This window comes from Actinoplanes sp. NBRC 103695 (assembly GCF_030269485.1).
GTDB lineage: Bacteria > Actinomycetota > Actinomycetes > Mycobacteriales > Micromonosporaceae > Actinoplanes.
Genome location: NZ_BSTL01000006.1, coordinates 202207 through 227356, shown reverse-complemented (window position 1 = coordinate 227356; position 25150 = coordinate 202207). Strand labels below are relative to the sequence as shown.

Below are 25150 nucleotides of genomic sequence, written 5' to 3'. Positions count from 1 at the left end.
CCTTGCTGCTTTCCTACTGCGCGACCTGCTTGCGCCACCATTTCTGGCCCGACTCGGGCAGCGTGTCGATCGGGTCGTAGTAGGCGTAGAGCTTCCCGTTGACGTCCTCGGAGGATGACTCGATGGACGTCTTGTAGTTCTTTGTCCAGTACGAGATGCCGTGCTCGCGGTCGTACTCGTTGACCATGTGCACCCAGCGCTTCCCGACGAACGGCACGTCGCAGACGATCCGCGGGGTGGCGTATCCGGGCAGGTAGCCCATCATGTCGTGCTGCAGCTGCTGGGCGTGCCAGACGGGCACCCGCCAGTGCTCGGCGTTGGGGATCATGTCGCACATGTAGAAGTAGTAGGGCAGGATGCCGGCCTCGCCCTGCAGCCCGAAGCACAGGTCGAGCAGGTCCTTCGAGGTGGCGTTCACGCCGCGCATGAGCACACCCTGGTTGCGGACGTCGCGGACGCCGACCTCGAGCAGCATCCGGGCGGCCCGGGCGACCAGCGGGGTCAGCGAGTTCACGTGGTTGACGTGGGTGTGCACGGCCAGGTTGACGCCGCGGCGTTCGGCGGTGATGGCGACCCGGTTGAGGCCCTCGACGACGTCGCCCTGCAGCCAGTGCTGGGGCAGGCCCATGAGGGCCTTGGTGGCGAGGCGGATGTCGCGCACGGTGGGCACCGAGAGCAGGCCCATCAGGTACGCCTCGAGCTGCTTCCACGGCACGTTGGCCACGTCTCCGCCGCTGACGACGACGTCGCGGACGCCGGGGTGCTCCTTGAGGTATTTGAGGTGCGCGTCGTAGCGGTCGACGGGCTTGAGGGACAGCTTGAGTTTGTCGACGGTCGGGGTGCTGTTGCCGACCAGGTCCATGCGGGTGCAGTGCCCGCAGTACTGCGGGCAGGTGGAGAGCAACTCGGCGAGGACCTTGGTGGGGTAGCGGTGGGTGAGTCCCTCGGCGACCCACATGTCGTGCTCGTGCAGGGAGTCGCGGGTGGCGTGCGGGTGGGACGGCCAGTCGAGGTGACGGTCGGTGGCGACCGGGATCATGTAGCGGCGCACCGGGTCCTCGTAGAACGAGGCGGTGCCGGGCACCCGGTCGGGGACCATCGTGTTGATCATCTGGGGCGTGACCAGCATCGACATGGTGGCCAGGCGTTGCTGGTCGGTTTCCAGGTCGGTGTAGAAGGTCTCCTCGACGAGGTCGCCGAGGACGGCCCGGAGCTGCTTGATGTTCTTGACGCAGTTCACGCGCTGCCACTGGGCGGACTCCCACTGGGCGGTGGTGACGTCGCGCCAGCCCGGGAAGCGGGTCCAGTCGGGCTCGACCAGCTGATGGCGCCGGTACTCGTACGGCTGCACTGCGGACCTCCCTTGATCGACCTCCCGACCGTACTGGAGAAATTGCGGTCTAGAAACTGGTAGGGCGGAGGATTTACGGTAGGCATGCTTGATCGCAGAATGTTTCGTGGGAGGTGCGCGGTGTCGGTGGGGCTTTCGAGGGTCGTTGAGCCGGTTGGGGTGCTGCCGCAGGCGGCCTGGCGGCTGGACGCGCGCCCGGAGATCGCCGCCGACGAGGTGCGGATCGGGCTGGAACGGCTCAATCTGGACGCCGCAAGCTTCCGGCAGCTGTCGGTCAAGCACGGCGGTGACGGCGCGGCGGTGCGGGGCGAGGTTCTCGACATCATCGGTACGCGGGGAAAGATGCAGAACCCGGTGACGGGGTCGGGCGGCATGCTGATCGGCGTCGTCGAGGAGGTCGGGCCGGATTCGCCGTTGCAGGTGTTGCCGGGGGACCGGGTGGCGACCCTGGTGTCGCTGACGTTGACGCCGCTGGCCGTGACCGACGGGCTGGGCGGCTGGGACGGGCTGAGCGAGCAGGTCCCGGCGCGCGGGCACGCGATCCTGTTCGGGCGTTCGGTGGTGGCGGTGCTGCCCGGTGATCTGCCGGCCGAGCTGGCCCTGGCGGTGTTCGACGTGTGCGGCGCGCCGGCGCTGACCGATCGGGTGGTGCGGGGCTACGACCGGCCGTCGGTGGCGGTGCTGGGCGGTGCGGGGAAGTCGGGTTCGCTGGCTCTGGTGGCGGCTCGGCGTGCGGGCGCGCGTACGGCGGGGATCGTGGTCTCGGACCGCGAGCGGGAGACGCTGACGAAGGCCGGTCTGGCCGACGTGGTCGCGGTGGCCGACGCCCGTGACCCGGTGGCCGTCTCGACGGCGGTGGCCGAGGCACTGGGTGGCCCGGCGACGGTGACCGTGGTGTGCGTGGACGTGCCCGGCTGCGAGCACGGGGCGATCCTGGCGACGGCCTCGGGCGGCACGGTGATCTTCTTCTCGATGGCCACCAGTTTCCCGGCGGCGGCGCTGGGCGCGGAGGGCTTGGCGGCGGACGTGACGATGCTCATCGGCAACGGGTACGTGCCTGGTCACGCATCGTTCGCGATCGACCTGGTGCGGTCGGTTCCGGCGGTCCGCGCGTTGTTCTCCCGGCGCGTGGCGGGAAACTGACCGGCATGACTGCGCTCTATACGCATGGCCGTTTCTATTCCGCCGCCGATCCGCGGGCGACCGCGATGCTGGTGGATGACGGCCGGATCACGTGGCTCGGCGACGCGTCCGACGCCCCGTCGGCAGAAAGAACGTTCGTTCTCGACAACGCTTTTGTTACGCCGGCGTTCGTGGACGCGCACCAGCACGCCACCGACACCGGGCTGGCGTTCGACGGACTGGACCTGTCGGGCACCGGGTCGGCCGCCGAGGTGCTGGACGCGGTGGCGGCGTTCGCGGCGTCGAAGCCGGCGGACGCGGTGGTGCACGGGCACGGCTGGGACGAGTCGACGTGGGCCGACCAGGTCCCGCCGTCCGCCGCCGAGCTGGACCGGGCCGGGGGTGGCCGCCGGGTCTATCTGTCGCAGGCGTCGGTGCATTCGGCGCTGGCGTCGGCGTCGCTGCTGGGCGCGGCCGAGGGCGTCGACGGGTACGACGCGTCGGGCTGGGTGCGGGAGCAGGCGCACCACGCCGTGCGGGCGGTGGCGCTGGGCTCGCTGACGCCGGCGCAGCGCACGGCGGCGCAGCGGACGGCCCTGTCGCGGGCGGCGTCGCTGGGCATCGCGGCGGTGCACGAGTGCGGCGGCCCGGGCACGTCCAGCGAGGAGGACTTCCTGTCGGTGCTCGCGCTGTCCGGCCAGGGGCTGCCGCGGGTCTTCGGCTACTGGGGTGAGCTCGGCGGTGCGGCGCGCGCTCGGGAGCTGGGCGCGGTGGGTGCCGGCGGTGACCTGTACGCCGACGGAGCGCTCGGGTCGCGCACGGCGGCGGTCCGGGAGCCGTACCACGACGGCGACGGCTGCGGCCTGGGGTTCGTGACCGCCGAGCAGGCCGGCCAGCACCTGCTGGACTGCGTGACGCTGGGCATCCAGGGCGGCTTCCACGCCATCGGGGACGCGGCGATCGCCACGGTCCTGGACGGTTTCGCGATCGCGGCGAAGGCGGTCGGTGTGGACCGGCTGCGGGAGGGCCGGCACCGGATCGAGCACGTGGAGCTGGCCGACAAGGCGATGATCGCCCGGATGGTGGAGTTCGGGGTGGTCGCCAGCGTGCAGCCGGTGTTCGACGCACTCTGGGGTGGCCCGGACCGGATGTACGCGCAGCGCCTGGGTGTGTCCCGGGCGATGGCGTCGAACCCGATCGGGCAGATGCACGCGACCGGGGTGGCGCTGGCGTTCGGGTCGGACTCGCCGGTGACCGCGCTGGACCCGTGGGCGGTGGTGGCGGCCGCGGCGGCGCCGCGCAACCCGGTGTTCCGGATGAGTGTGCGGGCGGCGTTCGCGGCGTCCAGCCGGGGTGGGTGGCGGGCCGCGGGGGAGGACGGCGTGGGGGTGCTCGCGCCGGGACAGTCGGCGACGTTCGCGGTCTGGGACACCCCGGCCGGCGTACGGGACGGGTTGCCTTCACTGGAGGCCGCTCGTCCGGTGTGCCTGCGCACGGTCTTGCACGGCCAGACGATCTTCGAGAGGTAGGCGTACGTGGCGGGAAAGCTTGATCTGGATCCGCGGGTGGTGCGCAAGGCGCGACGCCTGGCCGCCCGCGCCGGTCAGCCGGTCGTGGACCTGGCGCGCTCGCACACCACCGTGTCGGTGGAGCGGGCGGTGCTGCGGCTGGCCGGGGTGCGGGGCGCGGATCCGGACGGCATTCCCTGGGTGAACCGGCTGGTCGACGCGGTCGTCGCCGACGTCGGGCTGGAGCACGGCGTCTCCCTGCCGGTGTTCGACGCGCTGCGCGACTACGGGGACATCACCGTGCTGGCGCAGAAGGCCGCCGCGGGTGCGGTCCGGTTCCGCGTGCCGTCCTCTTCCCATGCGGCGCGGCGGACCGCGGTGAAGTTCGCCCGGGTCGGGCTCGCCCGGGTCGACCGGCGGCGCGCCGAGCGGGACCGGTTGATCAAGCGGTGGGGTGATCCTTCGCAGCGGCCGTGGATCTATCTGATCGTGGCGACCGGGGACATCCACGAGGACATCCCGCAGGCACAGGCGGCGGCGCGGGCCGGCGCGGACGTGATCGCGGTGATCCGGTCGACCGGGCAGTCGCTGCTGGACTACGTGCCCGAGGGCGCCACCCGGGAGGGTTTCGCCGGCACGTACGCGACGCAGGAGAACTTCCGGCTGATGCGGGCGGCCCTGGATGAGACGTCGAAGGAGCTGGGCCGCTACGTCCGTCTGACGAACTACGCCAGCGGGCTGTGCATGCCGGAGATGGCGGTGATGGCCGGGCTCGAGCGCCTCGACATGATGCTCAACGACTCGATGTACGGGATCCTGTTCCGCGACATCAACCCGATCCGCACCTTCGTCGACCAGCGTTTCTCCCGGCAGGTGCACGCCCGCGCCGGGATCATCATCAACACCGGCGAGGACAACTACCTGACCACGGCCGACCCGGTCGAGGCCGCGCACACGGTGACCGTGTCGCAGCTGCTCAACGAGTTCTTCGCGCACGAGGCCGGCCTGGCCGACCCGCAGCTGGGCATCGGGCACGCGTTCGAGATCAACCCGGACGTGCCGGAGTCGTTCCGGCTGGAGCTGGCGCACGCGCTGCTGGCCCGGGAGCTGTTCCCGGACGCGCCGCTGAAGTGGATGCCGCCGACCAAGCACATGACCGGCGACGTGTTCCGCGGCAACCTGCTGGACGGCTTCTTCAACCTGGCCGGCGCGATGACCGGCCAGAGCATCCTGCTGGTCGGCATGATGACCGAGGCGGTGGTCACGCCGTGGCTGTCCGACCGGGACATCGCCCTGCAGAACGTCCGCTACGTCCTCGGCGCCGCCGGGAACCTGCACGAGGACTTCGTCCCGGCCCGCGGCGGTTTCATCCAGCGGCGCGCGCACCAAGTGCTCGGCGAGGCGATCGACCTGCTGGACCGGATCGCCGACGACACGCTGCTGAACGCGATCGCCGACGGCACGTTCGGGATCATGCGCCGGCCCGCCGACCGCGGCAAGGGCCTCGACGGGGTGGCCGCGCACGCCGGCGACTACTTCAACCCGGTCACCGAGCTCCTGGAAGCGTCATGACGATCGTCCGGCCGTACGGCGACACCACCGGGGACGGGATGGTGCAGCTGTCGTTCACCTTGCCGATCCCGTACGACAAGCGGGCCGAGGGCGCCGCGCTGCAGCTGGCCGCCAAGATGGGCATGGACCCGGCGATGCTGGTGCACAGCAGGCAGATGGGCGACGGTTTCACGTTCTTCGTCGTGTACGGGCGGGTCCGGCATCTGGTGGACACCGAGCAGGTGCAGGTCGTCGAGCGGGACTTCCCGCTGCTGTCCGCCAAGGAGGTGAACGCGGCCATCAAACGGGGGCTGCGCCGCCGCCTGTCGGTCGTGGGCGCCTGCATCGGCACGGACGCGCACACCGTCGGCATCGACGCGATCCTCAACCTGAAGGGCATCGCGGGGGAGAAGGGCCTTGAGTCGTACCGGGAGATGGCGGTGCTGAACATGGGCTCGCAGGTGTCGGTGCCGGAACTGGTCGAGGCCGCCCGGGAGGCCAGGGCGGATGCCGTGCTGGTGTCGCAGGTGGTCACTCAGCGGGACGCGCACCTGCACAACACGCGGGCGTTGTCGGCGGCGTTCCGGGAGGCGCTGCCCGCCGGCCGGCGGCCGCTGCTGATCGCGGGCGGGCCGCGGTTCGATGAGCTGATGGCCGGCGAGCTGGGGGTGGACCGGATCTTCGGCCGGGGCACCACGCCCCGCGAGGTGGCCTCCTATCTGGTGCACGCCGTCGTGGAGGGAACTCGATGATCACTGTTACGCATCGGCGGTATGTGCCGTACTCGCACGCGCACTACGCCGGGAACCTGGTGGACGGGGCGTACTCGCTGGGCCTGTTCGGCGATGTGGCGACCGAGGTGTGCATCCGGCTGGACGGCGACGAGGGGCTGTTCGCCTCCTATGCGGACGTGCAGTTCAAGGCGCCGGTCCAGGCCGGCGACGTGCTCGAGGTGACGGCGACGGTCACCCGCATGGGTACGCGGTCGCGCACGATCGACTTCGTCGCGGCCGTGGTGTGCCGTGGCACGGGAGGGTCGTCGGCGGCGGTGCTGCCCGAGCCTCTGGTGGCGGTGACCGCGACGGGCACCGTGGTGGTGCCTTGACCCAGGCCGTGTGCGTGGACGTCGGCTCGACGTACACCAAAGCCTGTCTTGTCGATCTCGGTGGTGGCGGGCTGGTGGCGCGGACGGAGGTGCCGACCACCGCGGCCACCGATGTGCTGACCGGCCTCGATGCCGCCGTGTCGTCGCTGCCGGGGTCGGGAGAGCTCCACGTGTGCTCTTCCGCCGGTGGTGGGTTGCGGCTGGCGGTCGTCGGGTACGAGCGGCTGGTCACCGCCTCGGCCGGCCATCGCGTCGGCCTGTCCGCGGGAGCGACGGTCGTGCACGTGGCGGCCGGGCTCCTGGACGGGCGTTCGGTGTCCTCGTTGAAGGCGTCCCGCCCGGATGTGATCCTGCTGGTCGGGGGGACCGACGGCGGCGACGGCGACGTGCTGCTCCACAACGCCCGCCGGCTGGCCACCTCCCGTCTGCGCCGCCCGGTGGTGGTCGCCGGGAACTCGTCGGTGGCCGCGGACGCCGCCGCGCTGCTGACCGGCCGCGGCCTGCCCGTGACCGTCACCGGAAACGTGCTGCCGCGCATCGGCGTCCTCGATCCCGGGCCGGCGCGGGCGGCGATCCGGGAGGTGTTCCTGCGGCACGTGATCGGCGGCAAGCGGCTGTCCCGCGGCCCGCGCTTCGCGTCACTGGTCCGGGCCGCCACCCCCGACGCGGTGCTGGCCGGCGTGGAGGTGCTGGCCGGGCACTCGACCGAGGGTGTGCTCCTGATCGACGTCGGCGGGGCGACCACCGACGTCTATTCGGCGCTGGTGCCGGACGCCGAGGAGGAGACCGGGCCGCGCCGCGACGTGGCCGGCACCCTGTGGCGGATGCGGACCGTCGAGGGAGATCTGGGCGTGGCGGTGTCGGCGCCCGGCACAGCCGCGGCGGCCGCCGCCGAAAGGCTTCCTCTTCGAGACCCGGGCGATCCGGTCGCGCTCGCGTCGGCGGCGGCCACCATCGCCGTACGCCGGCACGCGCGCGGCCGGGCGTTACGTGATGTGCGTCTCGTCATCGGATCGGGTGGCGTGCTCCGCCACGGTGGTGGCGACGCGGTCCTGGACGCGGTTCTGGGTGATCTCGCCGGTGGGTGGGCGCCGCCGGACCGGGCGCGTCGGATGATCGACAAGGATTACGTGCTCGCCGCGGCCGGCCTGCTCTCCGCCGAACATCCACAAGCAGCGGCCGGCCTGCTGTCAGGCTCTGGCCTCAGTCAGGTCAGGGGCGGCGGCGGGGAGGTTGGACGGGGGGTGAACCGTTCGGGTACTGCTGGATGACACGCCGAGGAACGCGACACGCCCAGGTGCGGGGGACGGTGTTGACAGGCGGCCGGGGGTGGGACGTACCGTCGTCAGGTCCCAACGCGGGAAGCGGTTGTTGTCCGCTCCGTTCCTTCGCTCACTGGCCGCGCACCATGCCCTCTCTCAGGGGCCGCGCACGCCAGGTCCAGGGGGTGGGGGTCGGCGGGGCGGCGCGGGCAGGCCGTTGTTCCGGCGTGGGCCAGGGGGTGTAACGGGGGACCAGTAGACAACGGCGCGACACGGGCAGCCAGCCCGCGGCACGCCGGTCCGAAGGTTCCCGCGACACCCGCTGCCACGTCGTCCGCGGCGCGGGCCTTTTGATCAATCGGGGCGTGGTCGTGGCGGCCACGCCCCGATTCCTGCATGTAGCCTTCCCGCGTGGAGTTGACCCTGGCTGCGCCCCCTGTCCCCGAGGCATCCGAGACACCACGGCCCGAGCCGATGCGGCTGTGGCTGTCGGTGGTGCTCGCGGTGCTGGCGGGGGCCGCTCTGCTGCTGGCGCTGCCGCCGTACGGCCTGTGGCCGCTCGCGCCCGCCGGCGTCGCCCTGCTCGCGGCGGCCACCCACCGCCGCCGGCTGCGAGGCGCTTTCGGCGTCGGGCTGATCGCCGGCTTCGTCCAGTTCCTCCCGCTGCTCTGGTGGACCACGTTCGCCGCCGGGTGGCTGCCCTGGGTGTTCCTGTCCACCGCGCAGGCGGGCTTCCTCGGCCTGCTCGGGCTCGCCTCCGCCTGGACCAGCCCGCTGGCCGACCGGTGGCGGGCGTCGTGGCCGTTGCTGACCGGGGTGCTGTGGACCGCGATGGAGGCGTTCCGGGACCGCGCGCCGTTCGGCGGCTTCCCGTGGGGACGGCTCGCGTTCAGCCAGGGCGAGGCGCCCGCGTTGCGCCTGGCCGTGTGGGGTGGCGCCCCGCTGGTGACGTTCGCGGTGGCGGCCGCCGGCGGTGTCCTCGTCGCGCTGCTGTGGCGGCGCCGGGTCACGGTCGCGCCGGTCGCCGGGTTCCTGCTGCTGGCCGCCCTGCTGATCGGCGGGCCCGCGCTCGTACCGGTGGCCAAGGCCGACGGCCCCAGCCACCTGGTCGCCATCGTGCAGGGCAACGTTCCCCGGCTCGGCCTCGACTTCAACGCCCAGCGCCGCGCCGTGCTCGACAACCACGTCCGGGCCACCGTCGAGCTGGCCAACCAGGTCGCCGAGGGCAAGCAGCGGCGGCCGGAACTGGTCGTGTGGCCGGAGAACTCCAGCGACATCGACCCGATCCGCAACCAGGACGCCGCCCAGCAGATCGCCGGTGCCGCCGCCGCGATCGGCGTGCCGATCCTGGTCGGGACAGTGCTGCGCGGCGACAAACCCAACGAGGTCAAGAACGCCGGCATCCTGTGGCAGCCGGTCACCGGCCCGGACCTGGCGCAGACCTACATCAAACGGCACCCGGTCCCGTTCGCCGAGTACATGCCGATGCGCCCGGTCGCCCGGTTCGTCGCCGGGGAGAAGGTGGACATGGTCCGCGACATGGTCGCCGGCGACCACGCCGGGGTCATCAAGGCCGGTCCGGTCACTGTCGGCGACGTCATCTGCTTCGAGGTCGCGTACGACGGCATCGTCCGCGACGTCGTCACCGGCGGCGCGCAGATCCTCGCCGTGCAGACCAACAACGCCACCTTCAACGAGGCCGAGGCCCGTCAGCAGCTGGCCATGGTGCAGCTGCGCGCGGTCGAACACGGCCGGCCGGCCCTGATGGTGTCCACCGTCGGGGTGTCCGCTTTCGTCGATACCCAAGGTCACGTGCAGGCCGACACCGGCTTCAACGAGCCCGCGGTGGTGCTGCGTGACATGCGCCTGAGCGCAACGACTACGCTAGCCACGCGCTCGGGCCACTGGCCCGAAATGGCGGTCTGTGCTCTTGCCGTCATCGCCCTGGCCGGTGCGCTGCCGTTGCGCCGTCGTCGCCGGCGGATGGCGGTCGCCGCACGGGCCGCCACGTAGTCGACGAAGACGGAGGAACGGTGACCGAGGCGGAAGGATATCCGGGGATCGGACGGGTCCTCGTGATCATCCCGACCTACAACGAGGCGGAGAACATCCGGCTGATCGCGGACCGGGTGCGCAAGGCGGTCCCCTCGGTGGACATCCTCGTCGCCGACGACAATTCGCCTGACGGCACCGGCGAGATCGCCGACGAGCTGTCCGCGGCCGACGACCACATCTTCGTCCTGCACCGGGCCGGCAAGGAAGGGCTCGGCGCGGCGTACGTGGCCGGGTTCGCCTGGGCCAAGAACAAGGGTTACGACGCGGTCGTCGAGATGGACGCGGACGGCTCGCACGCCCCCGAGGAGCTGCACAAGCTGCTCGACGCGCTGCTCGAGAACGACGCGGTGCTCGGCACCCGGTACATCCCCGGCGGCTCGGTGCACAACTGGCCCGCCCACCGGCTGCTGCTGTCGCGCTGCGGCAACATCTACATCCGGATGGCGCTCGGCATGCCGTTCCGGGACGCCACCGGCGGCTACCGCGCCTACCGCATGGCGGTCCTCGACGCGATCGACGTCGCCACGGTCGCCTCGCTGGGCTACTCGTTCCAGGTGGAGCTGGCCTGGCGGGCGTACCGCAAGGGTTTCCGCATGACCGAGGTGCCGATCACGTTCCACGAGCGGGAGCGCGGCGACAGCAAGATGAGCTCCAACGTCTTCCGGGAGCAGCTGCTCAGGGTCACCACGTGGGGCCTGCAGGCACGCAAGGACGGCCTGATGCAACGTCTGGGCCGCCGCCCGAAGCAGGGCGCGACCTGGCCGTGACCCGGCGCGGGCTGCTCACGCGGCCCGCACCCCGAGGCACGGTACGACCCGGCGCCGGCGTGTCGTGCTGGGCCGCCGCCCGAGGCGCGACTCGCCCGGCCGTGACCCGGCGCGGGCGTGGCATGCTGGATGTATGAGACGCCCGGTTCTGGCCTTGCTACCCCTCGGCATGTTTGTGCTCGCGATCGCCGAGATCGCGACGTTCGTCGGCGTCGTGCACTGGGTCGGCGCGTTCTGGGCGATGCTCGCGCTCGCCGTGACCAGCGCCACCGGCCTGCTCCTGCTGCGCCGCGAGGGCATCCGCGGGTGGCGCGCGTTCCGCGAGGCCGCCGAGGCCGGCCGCCCGCCCGGCGAGCAGGTGACCAACTCCCTGGTCGGGCTGCTGGGAGCGTTGATGCTGGCGGTGCCCGGGTTCATCAGCTCCATCGCCGGACTGCTGCTGGTCCTGCCGCCGTTCCGGATCCTGGCCCGCCACGCGGTACGCCGGATGACCGAGCGCCAGCTGTCGTCAGCGGTCGCCGGCGACCTGTTCGGCCCCCGCAAGGTCCGCGTGCACCGCGGCGACCCGGTCTCCACCCCGCCGGCGTCGCCCTCCACCACTTCCGTCTCCTCAGCCGCGTCTCCCGCCCAGCCCTCCACGGCCTCCGGGTCGCCCTCCGGCTCCGCCGGCCCGGCCTCCGCGGTCATCGAGGGCGAGATCGTCCGCTGACCGCGCATTCCGGCGGCCCGGACACCAGCCGCCGGTCGCACACATGAAGAACGCCCCCTGCGACGTCGCAGGGGGCGTTTCTCGTGGTTGTGCTGGTTACCGGCCGCGCCGGGTGCGTACCTCTTCGAGCCGCTCGTTGAGGATGTCCTCGAGCTCGGAGATGGACCGCCGCTCCAGCAGCATGTCCCAGTGGGTCCGCGGCGGCTTCGCCTTCTTCTGCTCCGGCTCATTGCCGTCCACCAGCCGCGCGATGCTCCCGTCGAACTTGCACTCCCAGGTCACCGGGACCTCGGCGTCGACAGCGAACGGCACCTCGAACTGGTGGCCCTTCACGCACAGGTACTCGCGGGTCTGCCGGGGAGCCAGCTCGGTGTTGCGGTCGGACTCGTAGCTGACTGCGCCAAGACGGCTGCCGCGCAGCATGCGTTCGCCCATGATCGGCATTCCCCTCGCTCGTGGTGCTGCTTCCGTTGGTGTAACGAAAGGGACGGTCGCGCGATTCCGCCCGACGCGCCCGGTCAAGAGTCATCGTGTGTCGACGGTGTTAACGCTTACGAGCGTAGCGGCCCGCACCCCTTACCTGTCACTCCGCGACCGCCCCGAAGTGGACCTTGGTCCACTTTACGGCATTATGGGAGCTCTCCACATCTTGCGATATTGGTCACTCGGTGCCCCGCCAACCCTCCAGGCGTCATCCCTCACGGTGACACAGGCGCCCCAGGCGCCCCTCACGAGCTCGGTCCGGGGCGCCTCGGCAGTCGCGGCGGGGCGTTCGGCGTAGTCGGACATGAAGATCTCCGGATGAACGTGATCGAGCATTGCCGAGATCAACCGGACTGACGACGTTATCCACATCGCTCCCTCCTGTGGACAGCGGCCTCGCCGTCCGGTCCGCCGGCGCTACGCTCAGGCCCACCCAGTTCAGGGGTGGGGGCGGTGGCGGCGGGCCGACCGATTTGCCGCTTTTGCGGTGTTGGCCCGGGCTTTGGCGGACGCGTCGGCGCGCGGCAGGTGCCAGGGCGGCGGCTGCCAGGAAGCTGTGCGGCGGCCCGTCTGCCAATGCGGCCGCACCGGACTGTTCCCACGCTTGCCGGCCGGCCGGACTGCCGGGACGTACATCCCCCTGGTGATCAGACTCTCGGCCTCGGCGCGCGGAATGCCGTGCCCCGCGGCGACCGGCGGCGTTATCCGTGGCCGATCGAGGAGCTGGCGGTGGTTGCGCCTGAGTCGCGCCGACCAATGGTGAGCACGCGCCGGCTGGTGAGCACGCGCCGGCTGGTGAGCACGCGCCGGCTGGTGAGCACGCGCCGGCTGGTGGCAACGCGGCTCGTGGCAACGCGGCTCGTGGCAGCGCCCTGGCTGGCGGGTGGAGTGCGCGGGCTGGGACGGGATGTCGAGCCCCTCGGGATGCCGGTGGTGCGAGGCGTCAGCGGTGAGGCGTCGGATGGTGCATCGGGCCGCTGTCCCGGATGCGGCGTGGAGACTGTTGACGGGACAAGGGCGGCCGAGTGGCAGGCAGGTGGGCGCTACGGCCCAGGTGGTGAGCACAGAGGTACACCGTTTCAGTGAGGAAATCCGCAGCAGGAAGGAGCGCGGCGCCACGGGGCGACGCGCGACAGATCAGCGCTCGGGAGGTCTCACAGGGAGTACAACGGCACGTCCTTGACTACTCGGCTCGGCGGTTGGTCAGCACGGTAACGGTGCGCACCGGGACCGCTCCACCGGTTTTCGGGCATGACAAAGGGCCGCCGCCCGGCCCTCAGGTGTGGGCGGACGTCCGGGGCGGCGGGGCCGAGGATGCGGGGCGGGGCGAATTGCTCAGAGCGGCCAATGCGGCGGCCAGGTCGCTGATCTGGGTGGAGAGCTGGGCGGCCCGGTTGCCGGCGGCGTCGGCTTCGGCTCGGGCGGCTGCCAGGCGGCGTTCCAGGTCGGCCAGGTCCTGGGTGGCGGTGCGGTGGTCGCGGTCGGCGGTGGCCTTCAGGTCGGCCAGGGCTCGGGCGGTCTCGTCGCGTTCGGTGGTCACGGCGGTGAGCTGGGCCCGGACGGCCGTGAGCTCCTCGGCCGCGCCGGCGGCCTGGTCGGTGCTGCGCAGGGCGGTGGCTCGGGCTTCGGCGGTTTCGGCGCGGGCTTTGTCGGCGGTACGGAGGGCATCGGCCGCCTCGGATCTCGCGGACTCGGCGGCGCGGCGGGATTCGGCGGCCTCCTGCTGGGCGGCGGCGACGGCGAGGCTGGATTCGCGCTGGGCGGCCTTGACGGCGAGGCTGGATTCGCGCTGAGCTGCCTCGATGGCGAGGCTGGACTCGCGCTGGACGGCCTCGATGGCGAGGCTGGACTCGCGCTGGGCTGCCTCGGCTGTGCGGAGGGCTTCGGCGTGCTGGTCGCGTACGCCGGAAAGGGTCTTGCGGGTCTCGTCGTGGGCCGCCTCGGCCGTGGACAGGGCGGACAGGGCATCGCGGGCCTCGGCCATGGCCTGGCGGGCGTTCTCGGCGGCGGCGGAGACGGCGGCGCGGGCCTCGGCGGCGATCTGGTCGGCCTCCGCCCGGGCGGAGGCTGCCTCGGTGCGGGCCTCGGCGGCTTCGGTACGGGCTTCGGCGGCCGCCGCGTCGGCCAGGGCGGTGAGGCGGCGGGCCTCGTCGCGCTCGGTCTCGGCCGCCTCGGCGCGCTGGTGGGCCACCGTGGCGGCGACGACGGCCAGTTCGGCCTCGCGGCGTGTCTCGTCGCGGTCGGTGTGGGCGGCCGCCACCTGGCGGGAGGTCTCGGCCCGTACCTCGGCGATCTGGCGTTCCACGCCGGCGGGGGACATCTCGGCGTGCAGCGCCTCGGTGAGCGTGCCGACCAGCTGGTCGAGGCGGTCCACGGCCTCCCAGGTGCGGGCCACCTCGCCGGCCAGGCCGGGGGAGGCGCGGTGGCGCATCCGCACGTTGCGGGAGGCGCGCTGGCACTCGCCGTCGTTGTCGCGGCAGTAGCGGAACGGGCGGCCGGCGGAGGCCCGCTGCGCCACCGGGCGGCCGCAATGGGCGCAGGGCCGGCTGTTCTCTTCCATCGCACCCGGAGGTTAGTGCCCTGGCCGGTCGATCTCCGGCAGCCGCGCCGCACCACTAACATCCTAGGATGCTCTACGCGACGTGCGCCGCCGCACTCCACGCGCGACACAAGCAAAAGACCTAAAAGGAATCAACGACACCCGACTTTTGGTTTTGGCCGGTGGGTCAGCCGGTCGCGCCGAGCCAGCGGTGCAGGTGCTCGCGCAGCGACTGCTGGTCGTCGCCGACCCAGGCCACGTGACCGTCGGGGCGGAGCAGAACCGCGGGGACGTCCAGCTCGTCGCCAACATCGGCAGTGCGAGTCGCGCGCTCGGCGGAGAGCCGACCGGTCCCGCCGACAGCGACGTGGGCGGGCCGGTCGCTCTCGCCGAGAGCGGCCTGGTCCACACGGTCGGTCCAGCCGCCGGCGGAGAGGCGGCCGGTCCGGTCGAGCAGAAGGCCCCGCCCGGCGTGGGTCAGGTCGTAGAGGCGCCCGGACCCGAGGGCCACGTCGCGCAGGCGCCGGCCGACCAGGTCGTGGCCGCCGCCGAGGTCGTAGCGGACGCCGATGGCGGTGACCTTCTCCATGAGGTGGCGGTTGACGTTCTCGAAGTCCATGAGCTCGGACATCAGCTTGCGCAGCGCCTGCGGGCCGGGTTCGGTGGAGTCGAGGACGCCTTGGGCGCGGGTGTTGTCGAGGACGTCGGCGGCGACCGGGCGGCGTTCGGTCTGGTAGGTGTCGAGGAGGTCGGCGGGTGCCCATCCGTTGAGTGGGCGGCGAGTTTCCAGCCGAGGTTGAAGGCGTCCTGGATGCCGAGGTTGAGGCCCTGTCCGCCCAGGGGTGGGCGGGCGTGCAGGTGGGTGCCGTCGGCGAGTTCGGCGGTGACGCTGTGGTCGTTCTGGGTCCTTATCCTCGTCTTTCGTGGATGACAGACGGGTGCGGGTCGGGGTTCAGGTGGCGCCGGCGTTGGGGGATTTCGCGGATGTGCGGCGGGCCGCGCTGATGGCGGAGGAGCTGGGCGCGGATGTGTTGTTCGGGTGGGATCACTTCTTTCCGCTGGGTAGCGCCGAGGATCGGACGGGGAGGCATTTCGAGGGGTGGATGACGCTGTCGTCGTGGGCGGAGGCGACGTCGCGGGTGGAGATCGGGATGCTGGTGTCGTGTGTGGCGTACCGGAACGCGGATCTGCTGGCGGACATGGCGCGGACGGTCGATCACGTCAGCGGCGGGCGGATGGTGCTGGGGCTGGGTGCGGGGTTCCGCAAGTTCGAGTACGAGGCGTATGGGTACGAGTTCGGTTCGGCGGGGGAGCGGGTTGCTCAGCTGGGTGAGGCGGCCGTGCGGGTGCGGCGGCGGCTGGGTTCGCTGAATCCGCCGGCGGAGGTGCCGTTGTTGGTGGCGGCGAACGGCCCGCGGGCGTTGCGGCTGGTGGCGGAGCAGGCGGATCGGTGGCACACGTTCGCGGACGGCGAGCAGTTGTCGGCGGCGTCGCGGGTGGTGGATGCGCGGTGCCGGGAGCTGGGCCGGGATCCGGGGGAGATCGAGAGATCGGCTTTCGTACGGGGTGAGCCGCGCGAGGTGGGCCCGGATTATCTGGGCCGGGGCGTGTCGACGTTCGTGGTCCTGGTGGAGGGCCCGGATTTCGACATGGCCGAGGTGCGGCGCTGGCTGGCGTGGCGGGACGTGCGCAACGGGTAGGCCGGAGACCTGGGCCGTAGACCTGGGCGGTAGACCTGGGCCGAACCCTAGGCGGGGTGCCAGCCGCGGCGGCGGCCCCGGCGGATGACGATGCCGGCGAGGGTGACGAGCAGGACGGCGCCGAGGCCGATGAGGCCGAAGATGAGGGCCTTCTGCTGGGATGCGGCGCGGCGGGTCTGCAGGGCGACGGTGGCGGGGTCGTCGCGGTTGTCGGGTGCGGCGGCGGGTGAGGGCCGGCGTTCGGGGCCGAGGGTTTCGGTGACGGCTCGGTAGGGGTTGAGCAGGCCGAAGCCGTATTCGTCGCTGTGGTTGCCGCCGGGGGCGGGGTCGGCGGTGGCGATGATGCGGCGTTGTACCTGGGCGGGGGTGAGGCGGGGTTGCCGTTGCAGGATGAGCGCGGCGGTGGCGGCCACGAAGGGGGTGGCGAAGCTGGTGCCTTTCTGGGTGGTGTGTCCGGAGCCGGGGGTGGCGACGGTGACGGCGTCGCCGGTGGCGACGATGTCGACGTAGGGGCCGTGCTGGGAGAAGTCGGCCCGGGTTCCGGTGGGGCCGACCGCGCCGACGCCGATGACGCCGGAGTAGGCGGCGGGGTAGGGGGTGGGGTTGGCGTCGCTGGTGTTGCCCTGGTTGCCGGCGGCGGCGACGATCACGACGCCGTCGGCGACGGCCTGCTGGACGGCGCGGCGGACCTGGGCGTTGTCCTGGGTCATGACGACGGAGAGGTTGATGACCTGGGCGTTGCCGCCGGTTTTGCTGGCGGCCCAGGTGATGGCTTCGGCGAATTCGGCGGGGCTGCCGTCCTGGCCGACCTCTTTGCCGTCGATGGTTTCTTTCTCGGTGATGCGGACGGGCACGATGGTGGCGTCGGGGGCGAGGCCGTGGAAGGGGATGCCGTCGGCTTGTCTGGCGGCGATGATGCTGGCGACGGCGGTGCCGTGGCCGACGCAGTCCTGGCGGGCGTCGCTGTCGCCGTGCAGCAGGTCGCGGCCGTCCTCGACGCGGCCGTCGAGCTGGGGGTGGCGGGAGTCCACGCCGGAGTCGATGACGGCGACGCGGACGCCGGCGCCGGTGGCGACGGGTGCGAGCCGGGGCAGGTCGTAGAGCTGGTCCTCGTAGGGGAGTTTGCGGTTGACCTGTCCGGTGGCCGGTGTCTGGTCGCAGGGTGCGAGCCGTGCCTGGGCCGGGGCGGGTGTCAGCAGTACCACCATCGCCACGGTTGTGACTGCGGCTGCCGGCCGGCCGAGACGCATCCTGTGAACCCCCGTTCAACGATCCGGGTGGATGCTACCGGGCGGGGCGGGGTTGCGATGTCCGCCACCCTGGCGCGGGTGCGGGTGCATCGATAGGTTGTAGGGACCAACTGCGGCATGTGAGGGAAACCGGTGTGAGTCCGGTGCGGTCGCGCCACTGTGAGCCGGGTTTCCGGCGAGCCAGGATTCTCACGTGTTCGCAGCCTGCTCTACCGGGACGCGTCATCCCGTAAGGAAGGTTTCTATGTCTCAGCCCACGTCGGTCTCGTCGCCGCTGGTTACTCCGCGGTTGTTGTGGATCGCTCTGGCCGTGGTGGTCGGTGCGTTGTTGCTGGCCTATCTGGTGGCGTTCGATCAGGGTGCGGTTTCGCAGTCGGGCATGTACTTGCATGAGCTGATGCACGACGGCCGGCACCTGCTCGGCGTCCCGTGTCACTGAGCGCGGCTCCCGGGGCGCGGGGTTTCGGCGCCATTCTGTTGCGTGGCCTGCTTGCGGGTCTGATCGCCGGTCTGCTGGCCGGGGTCTTCGCGTTTGCGTTCGGTGAGCCGAAGGTGGATGCGGCGATCGCGATCGAGGAGGCGGCCGCGCCGCCGGCGGCTGCGGACGAGGAGCCGCCTCTGGTTTCGCGGGACGGTCAGAAGGCGGGGTTGTTCCTGGCGACGGGCCTGTACGGGGTGGCGCTGGGTGGTTTGTTCGCGGTCGGGTTCGCCCTGCTGCGTCGCCGTCTGCGTACCCCGGATGACACCCGCGCCGCTCTGGGGCTGGCCGCGGCGGGTCTGGTCGGGGTGGTTCTGGTGCCGTGGGTGAAGTACCCGCCGAATCCGCCGGCGGTGGGTGATCCGTCGACCATCGATCAGCGGACGGCCAGTTATCTGGCGATCCTGGTGATCGGGGTGGTCGCGGTCTGGGCGTCGGTGCTGGCGTTCCGGTCGTTGCGCTCGGGTGCGGCCGAGTGGTTGCGGCTGACCGCCGGGCTGGGCGCGTTCCTGCTGGTCGTGGTGATCGGGTTTGTGTTGTTGCCGAACATCGACGAGGTGTCGGCGACGTTCCCGGCGAGCCTGTTGTGGAATTTCCGGTTGACGTCGCTGGGCACGCAGGTCGTGATGTGGGCCGTGCTCGGTCTGACCTTCGGTGCTCTGACGGCCCGCCGTCGTTCGCCGGTGACGGAAGCGGAGATGAGGAGCGCAACGGTGTAGAACGGGCTCAGTGCTGCGCTACGGCGGCCGATCGGGTTGATGTGGCGCAGCAGTGGGCACTCGCCGGCAACGTCGTCATCGCGTGCGCGTACGCGGCGATCTGTGTGGCGATCGTGGTGCCGGTGGTGCGGGCGGGGCAGTTTCGCGCGAACCGGCTCGCGGTTGCGACGGCTTTGATCTTCTTCAGCTGTGCTGTGGGTCATGCGTTTCATGCGGCGATGTACTGGCCGGGCGGTTTTGTGCCGCCGCAGATGGCGGCGATGCACGATCTGGCGGGCTGGAGTTTGTGGCCGACGGCTGTCTGGGATGTTCTGACCGCGGTCGTCGGCGTCTACTACTGGACTTTGCGGCGTGGTTACGGGGTGCTGCTGGACGGGACGGGTGCGTTGTTCGTCGATCCGGCCGCGCAGCAGCGCCGGTATGGCATCGAGTTGCGGGAGCGGGTCGCCGATGCCCGTGCGGAGGCGGAGGCGGAGCGCGACGCCCAGGCGGCGATGCTGGGGGCGATCATCGCGAACAGCCAGTCGTTGATCTACGTGAAGGATCTCGACGGCCGTTATCTGCTTGCCAACACCACGTTCGAGCGGTCGTTCGGGCTGGATCCGGGTGTGATCATCGGTGAGACCGACGAGGCTTTCGACCCGAAGCTGGCGGCTACGTGGCGGGCCACCGACGCCCGCGCGCACCATGCGCCCATTCATGTGCGGGAGACGGACAGCCGGGGTCGGGTGTATGAGAGCAACAAGTTCCCGCTGCACGATCATCAGGGCGATCTGTACGCGGTGTGCGGTGTCTCGCTGGATGTGACCGGTCTGCGGGAGGCCACCGAGGCGGCCGAGCGGGCCCGGGACGAGGCGTTGGCGCAGAGCCGGGTGAAGAGCGAGTTCATGGCCACGATGAGCCATGAGATCCGGACGCCGATGAACGGGGTGCTGGGGCTGGCGTCGCTGTTGATGGGTACGGATCTGGACGATGCGCAGCGCCGTTACGCGTCGGGGATCCACCGGGCCGGGAACGCGCTGCTCGGGGTGATCAACGACATCCTCGACTTCTCCAAGATCGAGGCGGGGAAGATCGTCTTCTACGACCATGACTTCGACCTGACCGCGCTGCTGGCCGATACGGCGGCGCTGATCGCGCCGGTGGCCGAGGACAAGGGTCTGACGCTGGTCACCCGGCGCGGCCCGCAACTGCCCGAGGCGGTACGCGGTGACGGCGGCCGGGTCCGGCAGGTCCTGATCAATCTGGCGGGCAACGCGGTCAAGTTCACCGGGCAGGGCAGTGTGACGATTCGCGCGGACCGGTTGCCGACGCGGCCGGGTGCCGACGCGGTGGTGATCCGGTTCGAGGTGACCGACACCGGTATCGGTATTCCGGCGGAGGATGGGGAGCGGTTGTTCGAGCCGTTCACGCAGGCCGACGCGTCGACCACCCGCGCGTACGGTGGGACCGGTCTGGGTCTGGCGATCAGCCGGCAGCTGATCGAGGCGATGGGTGGCACCATCGGGGTGGACAGCGAACCGGGTCAGGGCAGCACGTTCTGGTGCGAGATACCGTTCGAGCCGGCCTCGGGCGGGGTCTGCGACACGGTTGCCGGGAGTGCGGGGCTGCGCATCCTGGTCGCCGGCGCCGGGCCGGACCGGGAGGCGCTGGAGGACGATCTGCGCCGCTGGGGGATGACGGTGGCGACGGCCGGCAGCGCGGTCGACACGTTGCACATCTTGCGGGAGGCGGCGTTGTTCGGGCGGCCGTACGACCTGCTGCTGCTGGACGCCGACGACGACGTGGACACGGAGGGGCTGGCCCGCATCGTCACCGGGGACGTCGGTATTCCCGGCGTACGCATCGTCGTCTTGAACGAGAACCCGCCCGCTGGGGCGGACGGCGCCGGAGCACCCACCTACCTGCCGAAGCCGGTGCGTCGGTCGGCGTTGTACGACCTGCTGGCGCAGAGCATGGCCGCTGTCGGGCCGGTGCCGGCCGTGCTGCCCGTCGCGGCGCGCACCGCCGGCGGGAAGGGCATGATCCTGCTGGCCGAGGACAACGACATCAACCAGATGGTGGCGACGGGCATCCTGTCGAGCCTCGGCTATCAGAGCGACGTTGCCGGGGACGGCATCGAGGCGTGTGACATGTCGGCGCGCCGGGACTACGACGCGATCCTGATGGACTGCCGGATGCCGCGGATGGACGGTTTCTCGGCGACGGCGGAGATCCGGCATCGGGAGGCGGGCGGGGGGCGGCACACCCCGATCATCGCGATGACCGCGAGCGCGCTGGTCGCGGACCGGGAGCGGTGTCTTGCCGCGGGGATGGACGACTATCTGGCGAAGCCGGTCGACCCGGTGGAGCTGGATCGGACGCTGGCCCGGTGGGTGGCGAGTGAGGTCACCCGGGTGGCGCGTACCGGCGGGGATCCGATCGGTCACCGGCTGGCCGAGCTGGCCGGTGACCGGACCGTGCCGGAGCTGGCCCTGGTGGAACGGCTCGTCTCGTCGTTCAGGTCGCGGGCGCCGCGGCACGTCTCGGTGCTGGACGAGGCTTTCCAGGCTGGTGACCTGGGGGTGCTGGAGGACGAGGCGCACAGTCTGCGGGGTGCGGCCGGGAACATCGGGGCGACGGCGGTGAGTGAGGTGTGCGAGCGCATCGAGAACGAGGCGCGGGCGGGCAGGTTGCACGCGGGGGTCGGTGACGATCTGCGCACGTTGCACCTGGAGCTGGAACGTGCCGCCGATCACCTCCACCTTCCCGTCTGATACCCCCAGGGGGTACCTTCGGGGGTATGAACGCCTCCTGGAAGATGGCGGCCACCGCCACCCTGCACTGCCTGACCGGCTGCGCCATCGGCGAGATCCTCGGCATGGTGATCGGCACCTCGCTCGGCCTGCACAACGCCGCCACCGTCGTCCTGTCGATCGCGCTGGCCTTCGTCTTCGGCTACGCCCTCACCATGCGCGGCGTGCTGCGCACCGGGCTCGCCCTCCGCGCCGCCCTGGGTGTGGCCCTGGCCGCGGACACCGTCTCGATCGCCGTCATGGAGATCGTCGACAACGGGTTCATCCTCGCCGTCCCCGGCGCCATGGACGCCGGTCTCGGCAGCGCCCTGTTCTGGCTCACCCTGGCCGCGTCGCTGGCCGTCGCGTTCGTGCTCACCACGCCGGTCAACCGGTGGATGATCTCCCGCGGCAAGGGCCACGCCGTCGTGCACCAGCATCACCAGATGTAGCCGGCGAGACGGCGAGACGAACAATGACCCGTGCCGCGGAAGGTCAACCAGCCGGCTGAACTTCCACCAGGGCGATACCGGGATTGGGCAGGTCGACCTCGATCTCCACGGAGGCGCCGGCGGTCACGGTGCGGGCCGGTTCCGCCTCGTCGAGGCGGTCCTCGGCCGACAACGCCAGCCACTGCTCGTCGTCCGGCCAGTCGGCGCCCCCACCGAGGGCCTCCCACCGGGCGGCCACGTTGCCGTGCAGCGCGTCCACCCGCCAGACCCGGACGACATAGTCACCGGGCTCCGGCACCGGCAGCGTGATGCGCACCAGCCGGTCGAGGCCGGCCGCCCCGAGAGCCTTGGACTGGTCGAGCGTGCCGTTCCACACCAGCACCGCGGTGGGGGACGCCCACGCCTCGACCAGGCTCCCGGCGCCGTCACCGGACAGCGACACCGGCGCCTCGACCTCGCCCAGGCGCTCCAGCAGGCGCATCGCCCAGTACTTCGGCTTCGCCAGGTTCCCGACCGTGAGCAGCCCGAACCCGCCGTGTATCAGCCGCTCCGGACGGCCCAGCTCCTCGAAGTGATCCGAGATCACCCAGGGCGCGAGCGCGTCCACCCGCCCGGCCGCCGACCGCATGCCCCGCAGCAGGAACGCCGCCGCGAACACCGAGTCGTTGATCGGATGCCCGTGCGTGGCGGTCACCCCCCACTCGGTCCACAGCAGCGGCCTCCCGCCGGCCAGCGGACGCAGGTCCAGCGGCGCGGTGCCGTAGACGTGGGTGGACAGGAAGTCGACGTCGTCGCGGGCGGTCTGCTCCTCGATCCAGCCGGCCGCCGCCGTCGCCGGGCCACCGACCCGGATCCCGGCGTCCACCGAGCGCAGCGCCCGGGCGGTCACGTCGTACAGCCGCCAGTACTCCTGCGGGGTGCCCGACCAGAACACCGACAGGTTGGCCTCGTTCCACACCTCGAACGTCCAGTGGTTCACGACCTCGTCGCGGCCGTACCGGTCGATCAGATGCGCCGCGAAGTCCCGGATCAGCGCGGCCCAGGCGTCCCAGTCGGCCGGCGGAGAGATGATCCCCTCGTACGCGAAGACGGTCCGCGACGGATCCCGGGCCAGGTCGCGGGGCATGAAGCCGAGCTCCACCACCGGCCGGTAGCCCAGCGCCAGCACCTGGTCGTAGACGGCGTCGGCGGTCGCGAAATCATCCGAGAGGATCCCGTGGGCGCGCACGGTCGCGATCTGCAGCTCCGCCTGCGCCCGCGCCAGGGCGTCGCGCAGCTCGGCGCCGATCTCCCGGCCACCGCTGCGATCCGTGGACAGCAGATGTGACAGGTGCTCGGAACCCACCATGGCCCGCCACACGCGGTGCAGCGGCGTACCCGAAGGACCCGCCTTGATCTGGACCCGCGCCGACGAGTCGCCCTCGGCCACCTCGGCCGGCGCCGACAGCGCACCCATCGCGGTGACCGTGGCCAGGGCCGCGACCGCGTAGAACCGTTCACCGGAACCGGTGGTGTCGGCGAACGGGCCGTGCGGGACGGCCAGGACGTCGCCGCCGCCGAAGTCGGCCACCGTGAACGGGCCGTCCGCCGACGCCGACCGGTGCACCGCGTAGCCGATCGCGCCGGGCACCGGATCCCACGACACCGTCACCTGCTCGCGGCCCGCGACCGCCCGCACATTGCCCGGCGCGGGCAGGTCGGCGACCGTCGTCTCGCCGGGGACACGGTCCTGCGCGCCCCCGGAACCCATCAACGCGGCCCAGTTCGCCTGGGCTGTCATCGGCCGCCTCCCAGTTGCGGCAGCCGCTGCCCCGCGGGCACGTTGAACGTCTCCGCCGCCAGCAGCGGACGCACCCGCCGCTCGAACGTGCGATCCACGAAGGCCTCCTTGAGCACGTTCCCGCCCAGGTGGTTGCCCACGGCGCCGATGATCATCGCCTGGTCGAGGGACAGGTACCGCCTGGCCACCTGGCCGGTGCCCACGTTGACCGCGTCGTAGAACCCGCCGGGCCCGTACGCGTCGAAGTTCGCGGCCAGCCGGGACAGGTTCGCCACGGCGGGACGCGGCGCGTACGGCAGGCCCAGGAACGCGGCGTGCGGCGTCACCACCCCGTCGCCGTAGCGGGGCGCCGGACCGGCCGGCCGGCACGCGCCGAAACCGGCGTCGTAGTTGGACTTCTGCACGTCCGACGGGTAGCCGCCGGTGTCCATGCCCATGGCGTCCACCCCGTAGACGCCGTATCCGCCGGCCGGGTCGGACGCGGGGGAGAAGCCCCAGTAGCCGTACTTCGCGTCGTTCAGGCCGTGCTCGATCTGCCCCGCCACCGTCGCCGGATGGTTACGCCCCCACGACCGCGGGCCCCACTGCGCCTCCGGAACGAACAGGTCCGGCATCAGCGCCTCGAACATGTCCCCGCCCCACGACGGCACGAACGTGATACCCCGGTACCGGTACGAGCCCTCGTACACCTCTGTTCCCAGAAGGGTCGTGGTGAATCCCCGCGGCTGCATCTCCTGCCATGAGTAGTCGCAGCTGTCCGGCAGGGTGCGCATCGTGTCGTAGTACGCCTTCGCCGGGATCTGCCCCGCCCCGATGCCCAGGTAGGTGGCGATCCGCGGCTCGGTCACCGTGATGTCGTAGTGGTTGCAGGTGAACCACACCCCGTTCTGCGGGACAGAACACGACGTCGTTGAAGGCGGCGGCGCGGTGTCCCAGAACCCGCCCCGGATCAGCCCGCGCGTCCCGATCGGCGTGGTCGCCGCCGGGTTGTAGTAGAAGCCGAAGTTCATCGGCGTCAGCACCCGGTCCGCCTTGGCCTTCAGCGACGGGTACGCGCCACGGACCACCCGCAGCGCCGCGGCCAGCCAGCCGTTGTCCACGCTCGACAGGAACGGCGTCACCGCGTGATGGTCGTCCTCCGGCCAGGTGGTGACCACGTCACCGGTCGCCGGGTCGTACCAGTTGTAGAACATCCCGGACGGCTCGTGGTGCTCGAGCGTGGCCAGGGTGTCCAGGGTCCGGCCGATCCGGGCGCGGGACTCACGCCCGGAGATGATGCCCAGCCGGTCGGCCGCCACCGCCGACCACAGGTAGCCGCCGATGTTCGTCGGCGACGTGTACTTCGCCCGGGTGGCCAGGTCGCCGGTGATGTTGTCGGACACCAGGCCGGTCTGCGCGTCGGTCATCGCGACCATCGACCGCCACGTGTCCTTCGCCCAGGTCCTCAACGGGCTCGTGGCGGCCGTGGCAGGGGTCGCCGAGAAGATCAAGATCATCGAGATCACGGGTACGAGCAGACGTCTCACGTGCGTACCTCTCACTTGA

20 protein-coding genes, 1 pseudogene and 1 riboswitch are annotated in these 25150 nt (G+C 71.5%); of the genes and pseudogenes, 14 read left to right on the top strand and 7 right to left on the bottom strand.

Annotated elements, in window-relative coordinates:
* Nucleotides 1-13 precede the first annotated feature (13 nt).
* Entirely contained in the window at nucleotides 14-1351 is a 1338-nt protein-coding gene (locus QSK31_RS12155) for a KamA family radical SAM protein (RefSeq protein ID WP_285683611.1), read from the bottom strand.
* A gap of 99 nt (nucleotides 1352-1450) precedes the next feature.
* Between QSK31_RS12155 and kdd the strand changes: the two genes are divergently transcribed.
* The 9 genes from kdd (at nucleotide 1451) to QSK31_RS12110 (ending at nucleotide 11430) form a co-directional block, all read left to right on the top strand.
* On the top strand, nucleotides 1451-2494 hold the full coding sequence (kdd, locus tag QSK31_RS12150) for an L-erythro-3,5-diaminohexanoate dehydrogenase (protein WP_285683610.1): 1044 nt from the start codon (nucleotides 1451-1453) through the stop codon (nucleotides 2492-2494).
* A complete protein-coding gene (locus QSK31_RS12145; RefSeq protein WP_502872942.1) occupies nucleotides 2491-4002 on the top strand; it encodes an amidohydrolase in 1512 nt (503 codons plus the stop codon). Before kdd ends, QSK31_RS12145 begins: the two co-directional genes overlap by 4 nt.
* Before the next feature lie 6 nt (nucleotides 4003-4008).
* Nucleotides 4009-5553, top strand: a complete 1545-nt coding sequence (gene kamD, locus QSK31_RS12140) for a lysine 5,6-aminomutase subunit alpha (RefSeq protein WP_285683608.1) — start codon at nucleotides 4009-4011, stop codon at nucleotides 5551-5553.
* Nucleotides 5550-6284 carry a lysine 5,6-aminomutase subunit beta gene (kamE, locus tag QSK31_RS12135; protein WP_285683607.1) on the top strand — a complete coding sequence of 245 codons (735 nt, stop codon included), beginning with the start codon at nucleotides 5550-5552 and terminating at the stop codon, nucleotides 6282-6284. The genes kamD and kamE overlap by 4 nt, the downstream gene beginning before the upstream one ends.
* Nucleotides 6281-6637 (top strand): 3-aminobutyryl-CoA ammonia lyase, encoded by a 357-nt coding sequence (kal, locus tag QSK31_RS12130; RefSeq protein ID WP_285683606.1) that lies wholly within the window; start codon nucleotides 6281-6283, stop codon nucleotides 6635-6637. The genes kamE and kal overlap by 4 nt, the downstream gene beginning before the upstream one ends.
* The gene (locus QSK31_RS12125) at nucleotides 6634-7908 is read left to right on the top strand and encodes a glutamate mutase L (protein WP_285683605.1); all 1275 of its coding nucleotides are present in this window, start codon (nucleotides 6634-6636) and stop codon (nucleotides 7906-7908) included. Before kal ends, QSK31_RS12125 begins: the two co-directional genes overlap by 4 nt.
* A 465-nt stretch (nucleotides 7909-8373) precedes the next feature.
* Nucleotides 8374-9912 carry an apolipoprotein N-acyltransferase gene (gene lnt, locus QSK31_RS12120; protein ID WP_285683909.1) on the top strand — a complete coding sequence of 513 codons (1539 nt, stop codon included), beginning with the start codon at nucleotides 8374-8376 and terminating at the stop codon, nucleotides 9910-9912.
* Between the two features lie 20 nt (nucleotides 9913-9932).
* Nucleotides 9933-10721 (top strand): polyprenol monophosphomannose synthase, encoded by a 789-nt coding sequence (locus tag QSK31_RS12115; RefSeq protein WP_285683604.1) that lies wholly within the window; start codon nucleotides 9933-9935, stop codon nucleotides 10719-10721.
* A gap of 133 nt (nucleotides 10722-10854) precedes the next feature.
* Nucleotides 10855-11430 carry an FxsA family protein gene (locus QSK31_RS12110; protein ID WP_285683603.1) on the top strand — a complete coding sequence of 192 codons (576 nt, stop codon included), beginning with the start codon at nucleotides 10855-10857 and terminating at the stop codon, nucleotides 11428-11430.
* A 96-nt stretch (nucleotides 11431-11526) separates the two neighbouring features.
* Here the strand turns inward: QSK31_RS12110 and QSK31_RS12105 are convergent, their stop codons facing one another.
* From QSK31_RS12105 to QSK31_RS12095, 3 genes and pseudogenes are all read right to left on the bottom strand, one after another.
* Nucleotides 11527-11865: an RNA polymerase-binding protein RbpA gene (locus QSK31_RS12105; protein WP_285683602.1), complete on the bottom strand. Its 339-nt coding sequence runs from the start codon at nucleotides 11863-11865 to the stop codon at nucleotides 11527-11529.
* A 1324-nt stretch (nucleotides 11866-13189) separates the two neighbouring features.
* Complete coding sequence (locus QSK31_RS12100) at nucleotides 13190-14473, bottom strand: coiled-coil domain-containing protein (protein ID WP_285683600.1); 1284 nt, start codon at nucleotides 14471-14473, stop codon at nucleotides 13190-13192.
* Between the two features lie 166 nt (nucleotides 14474-14639).
* Nucleotides 14640-15322 (bottom strand): annotated as a pseudogene (locus tag QSK31_RS12095) (FAD-dependent monooxygenase); the annotation flags it as partial.
* 53 nt (nucleotides 15323-15375) lie between these two features.
* On the opposite strand from QSK31_RS12095, the gene QSK31_RS12090 reads away from it, so the two are divergent.
* Nucleotides 15376-16152: an LLM class F420-dependent oxidoreductase gene (locus QSK31_RS12090; protein WP_285683599.1), complete on the top strand. Its 777-nt coding sequence runs from the start codon at nucleotides 15376-15378 to the stop codon at nucleotides 16150-16152.
* A gap of 47 nt (nucleotides 16153-16199) precedes the next feature.
* On the opposite strand, the gene mycP is transcribed toward QSK31_RS12090, so the two are convergent.
* Complete coding sequence (gene mycP / locus QSK31_RS12085; RefSeq protein WP_285683598.1) at nucleotides 16200-17360, bottom strand: type VII secretion-associated serine protease mycosin; 1161 nt, start codon at nucleotides 17358-17360, stop codon at nucleotides 16200-16202.
* A 140-nt stretch (nucleotides 17361-17500) separates the two neighbouring features.
* Nucleotides 17501-17643: riboswitch (adenosylcobalamin (AdoCbl) riboswitch) on the top strand.
* A gap of 3 nt (nucleotides 17644-17646) precedes the next feature.
* On the opposite strand from mycP, the gene QSK31_RS12080 reads away from it, so the two are divergent.
* The 4 genes from QSK31_RS12080 to QSK31_RS12065 are packed head-to-tail and all read left to right on the top strand — an operon-like array spanning nucleotide 17647 to nucleotide 21825.
* Nucleotides 17647-17841, top strand: coding sequence for a CbtB domain-containing protein (locus QSK31_RS12080; protein WP_285683597.1), 195 nt, complete (start codon nucleotides 17647-17649; stop codon nucleotides 17839-17841).
* 38 nt (nucleotides 17842-17879) lie between these two features.
* The gene (locus QSK31_RS12075) at nucleotides 17880-18599 is read left to right on the top strand and encodes a CbtA family protein (protein ID WP_285683596.1); all 720 of its coding nucleotides are present in this window, start codon (nucleotides 17880-17882) and stop codon (nucleotides 18597-18599) included.
* A 41-nt stretch (nucleotides 18600-18640) separates the two neighbouring features.
* A complete protein-coding gene (locus tag QSK31_RS12070; RefSeq protein ID WP_285683595.1) occupies nucleotides 18641-21355 on the top strand; it encodes an ATP-binding protein in 2715 nt (904 codons plus the stop codon).
* 26 nt (nucleotides 21356-21381) lie between these two features.
* Entirely contained in the window at nucleotides 21382-21825 is a 444-nt protein-coding gene (locus tag QSK31_RS12065) for a DUF4396 domain-containing protein (protein WP_285683594.1), read from the top strand.
* A 43-nt stretch (nucleotides 21826-21868) separates the two neighbouring features.
* Here QSK31_RS12065 and QSK31_RS12060 read toward each other — a convergent pair whose 3' ends face one another.
* The gene (locus QSK31_RS12060; RefSeq protein WP_285683593.1) at nucleotides 21869-23605 is read right to left on the bottom strand and encodes a GH39 family glycosyl hydrolase; all 1737 of its coding nucleotides are present in this window, start codon (nucleotides 23603-23605) and stop codon (nucleotides 21869-21871) included.
* Entirely contained in the window at nucleotides 23602-25131 is a 1530-nt protein-coding gene (locus QSK31_RS12055) for a glucoamylase family protein (protein ID WP_285683592.1), read from the bottom strand. Before QSK31_RS12055 ends, QSK31_RS12060 begins: the two co-directional genes overlap by 4 nt.
* Between the last annotated feature and the right edge of the window lie 19 nt (nucleotides 25132-25150).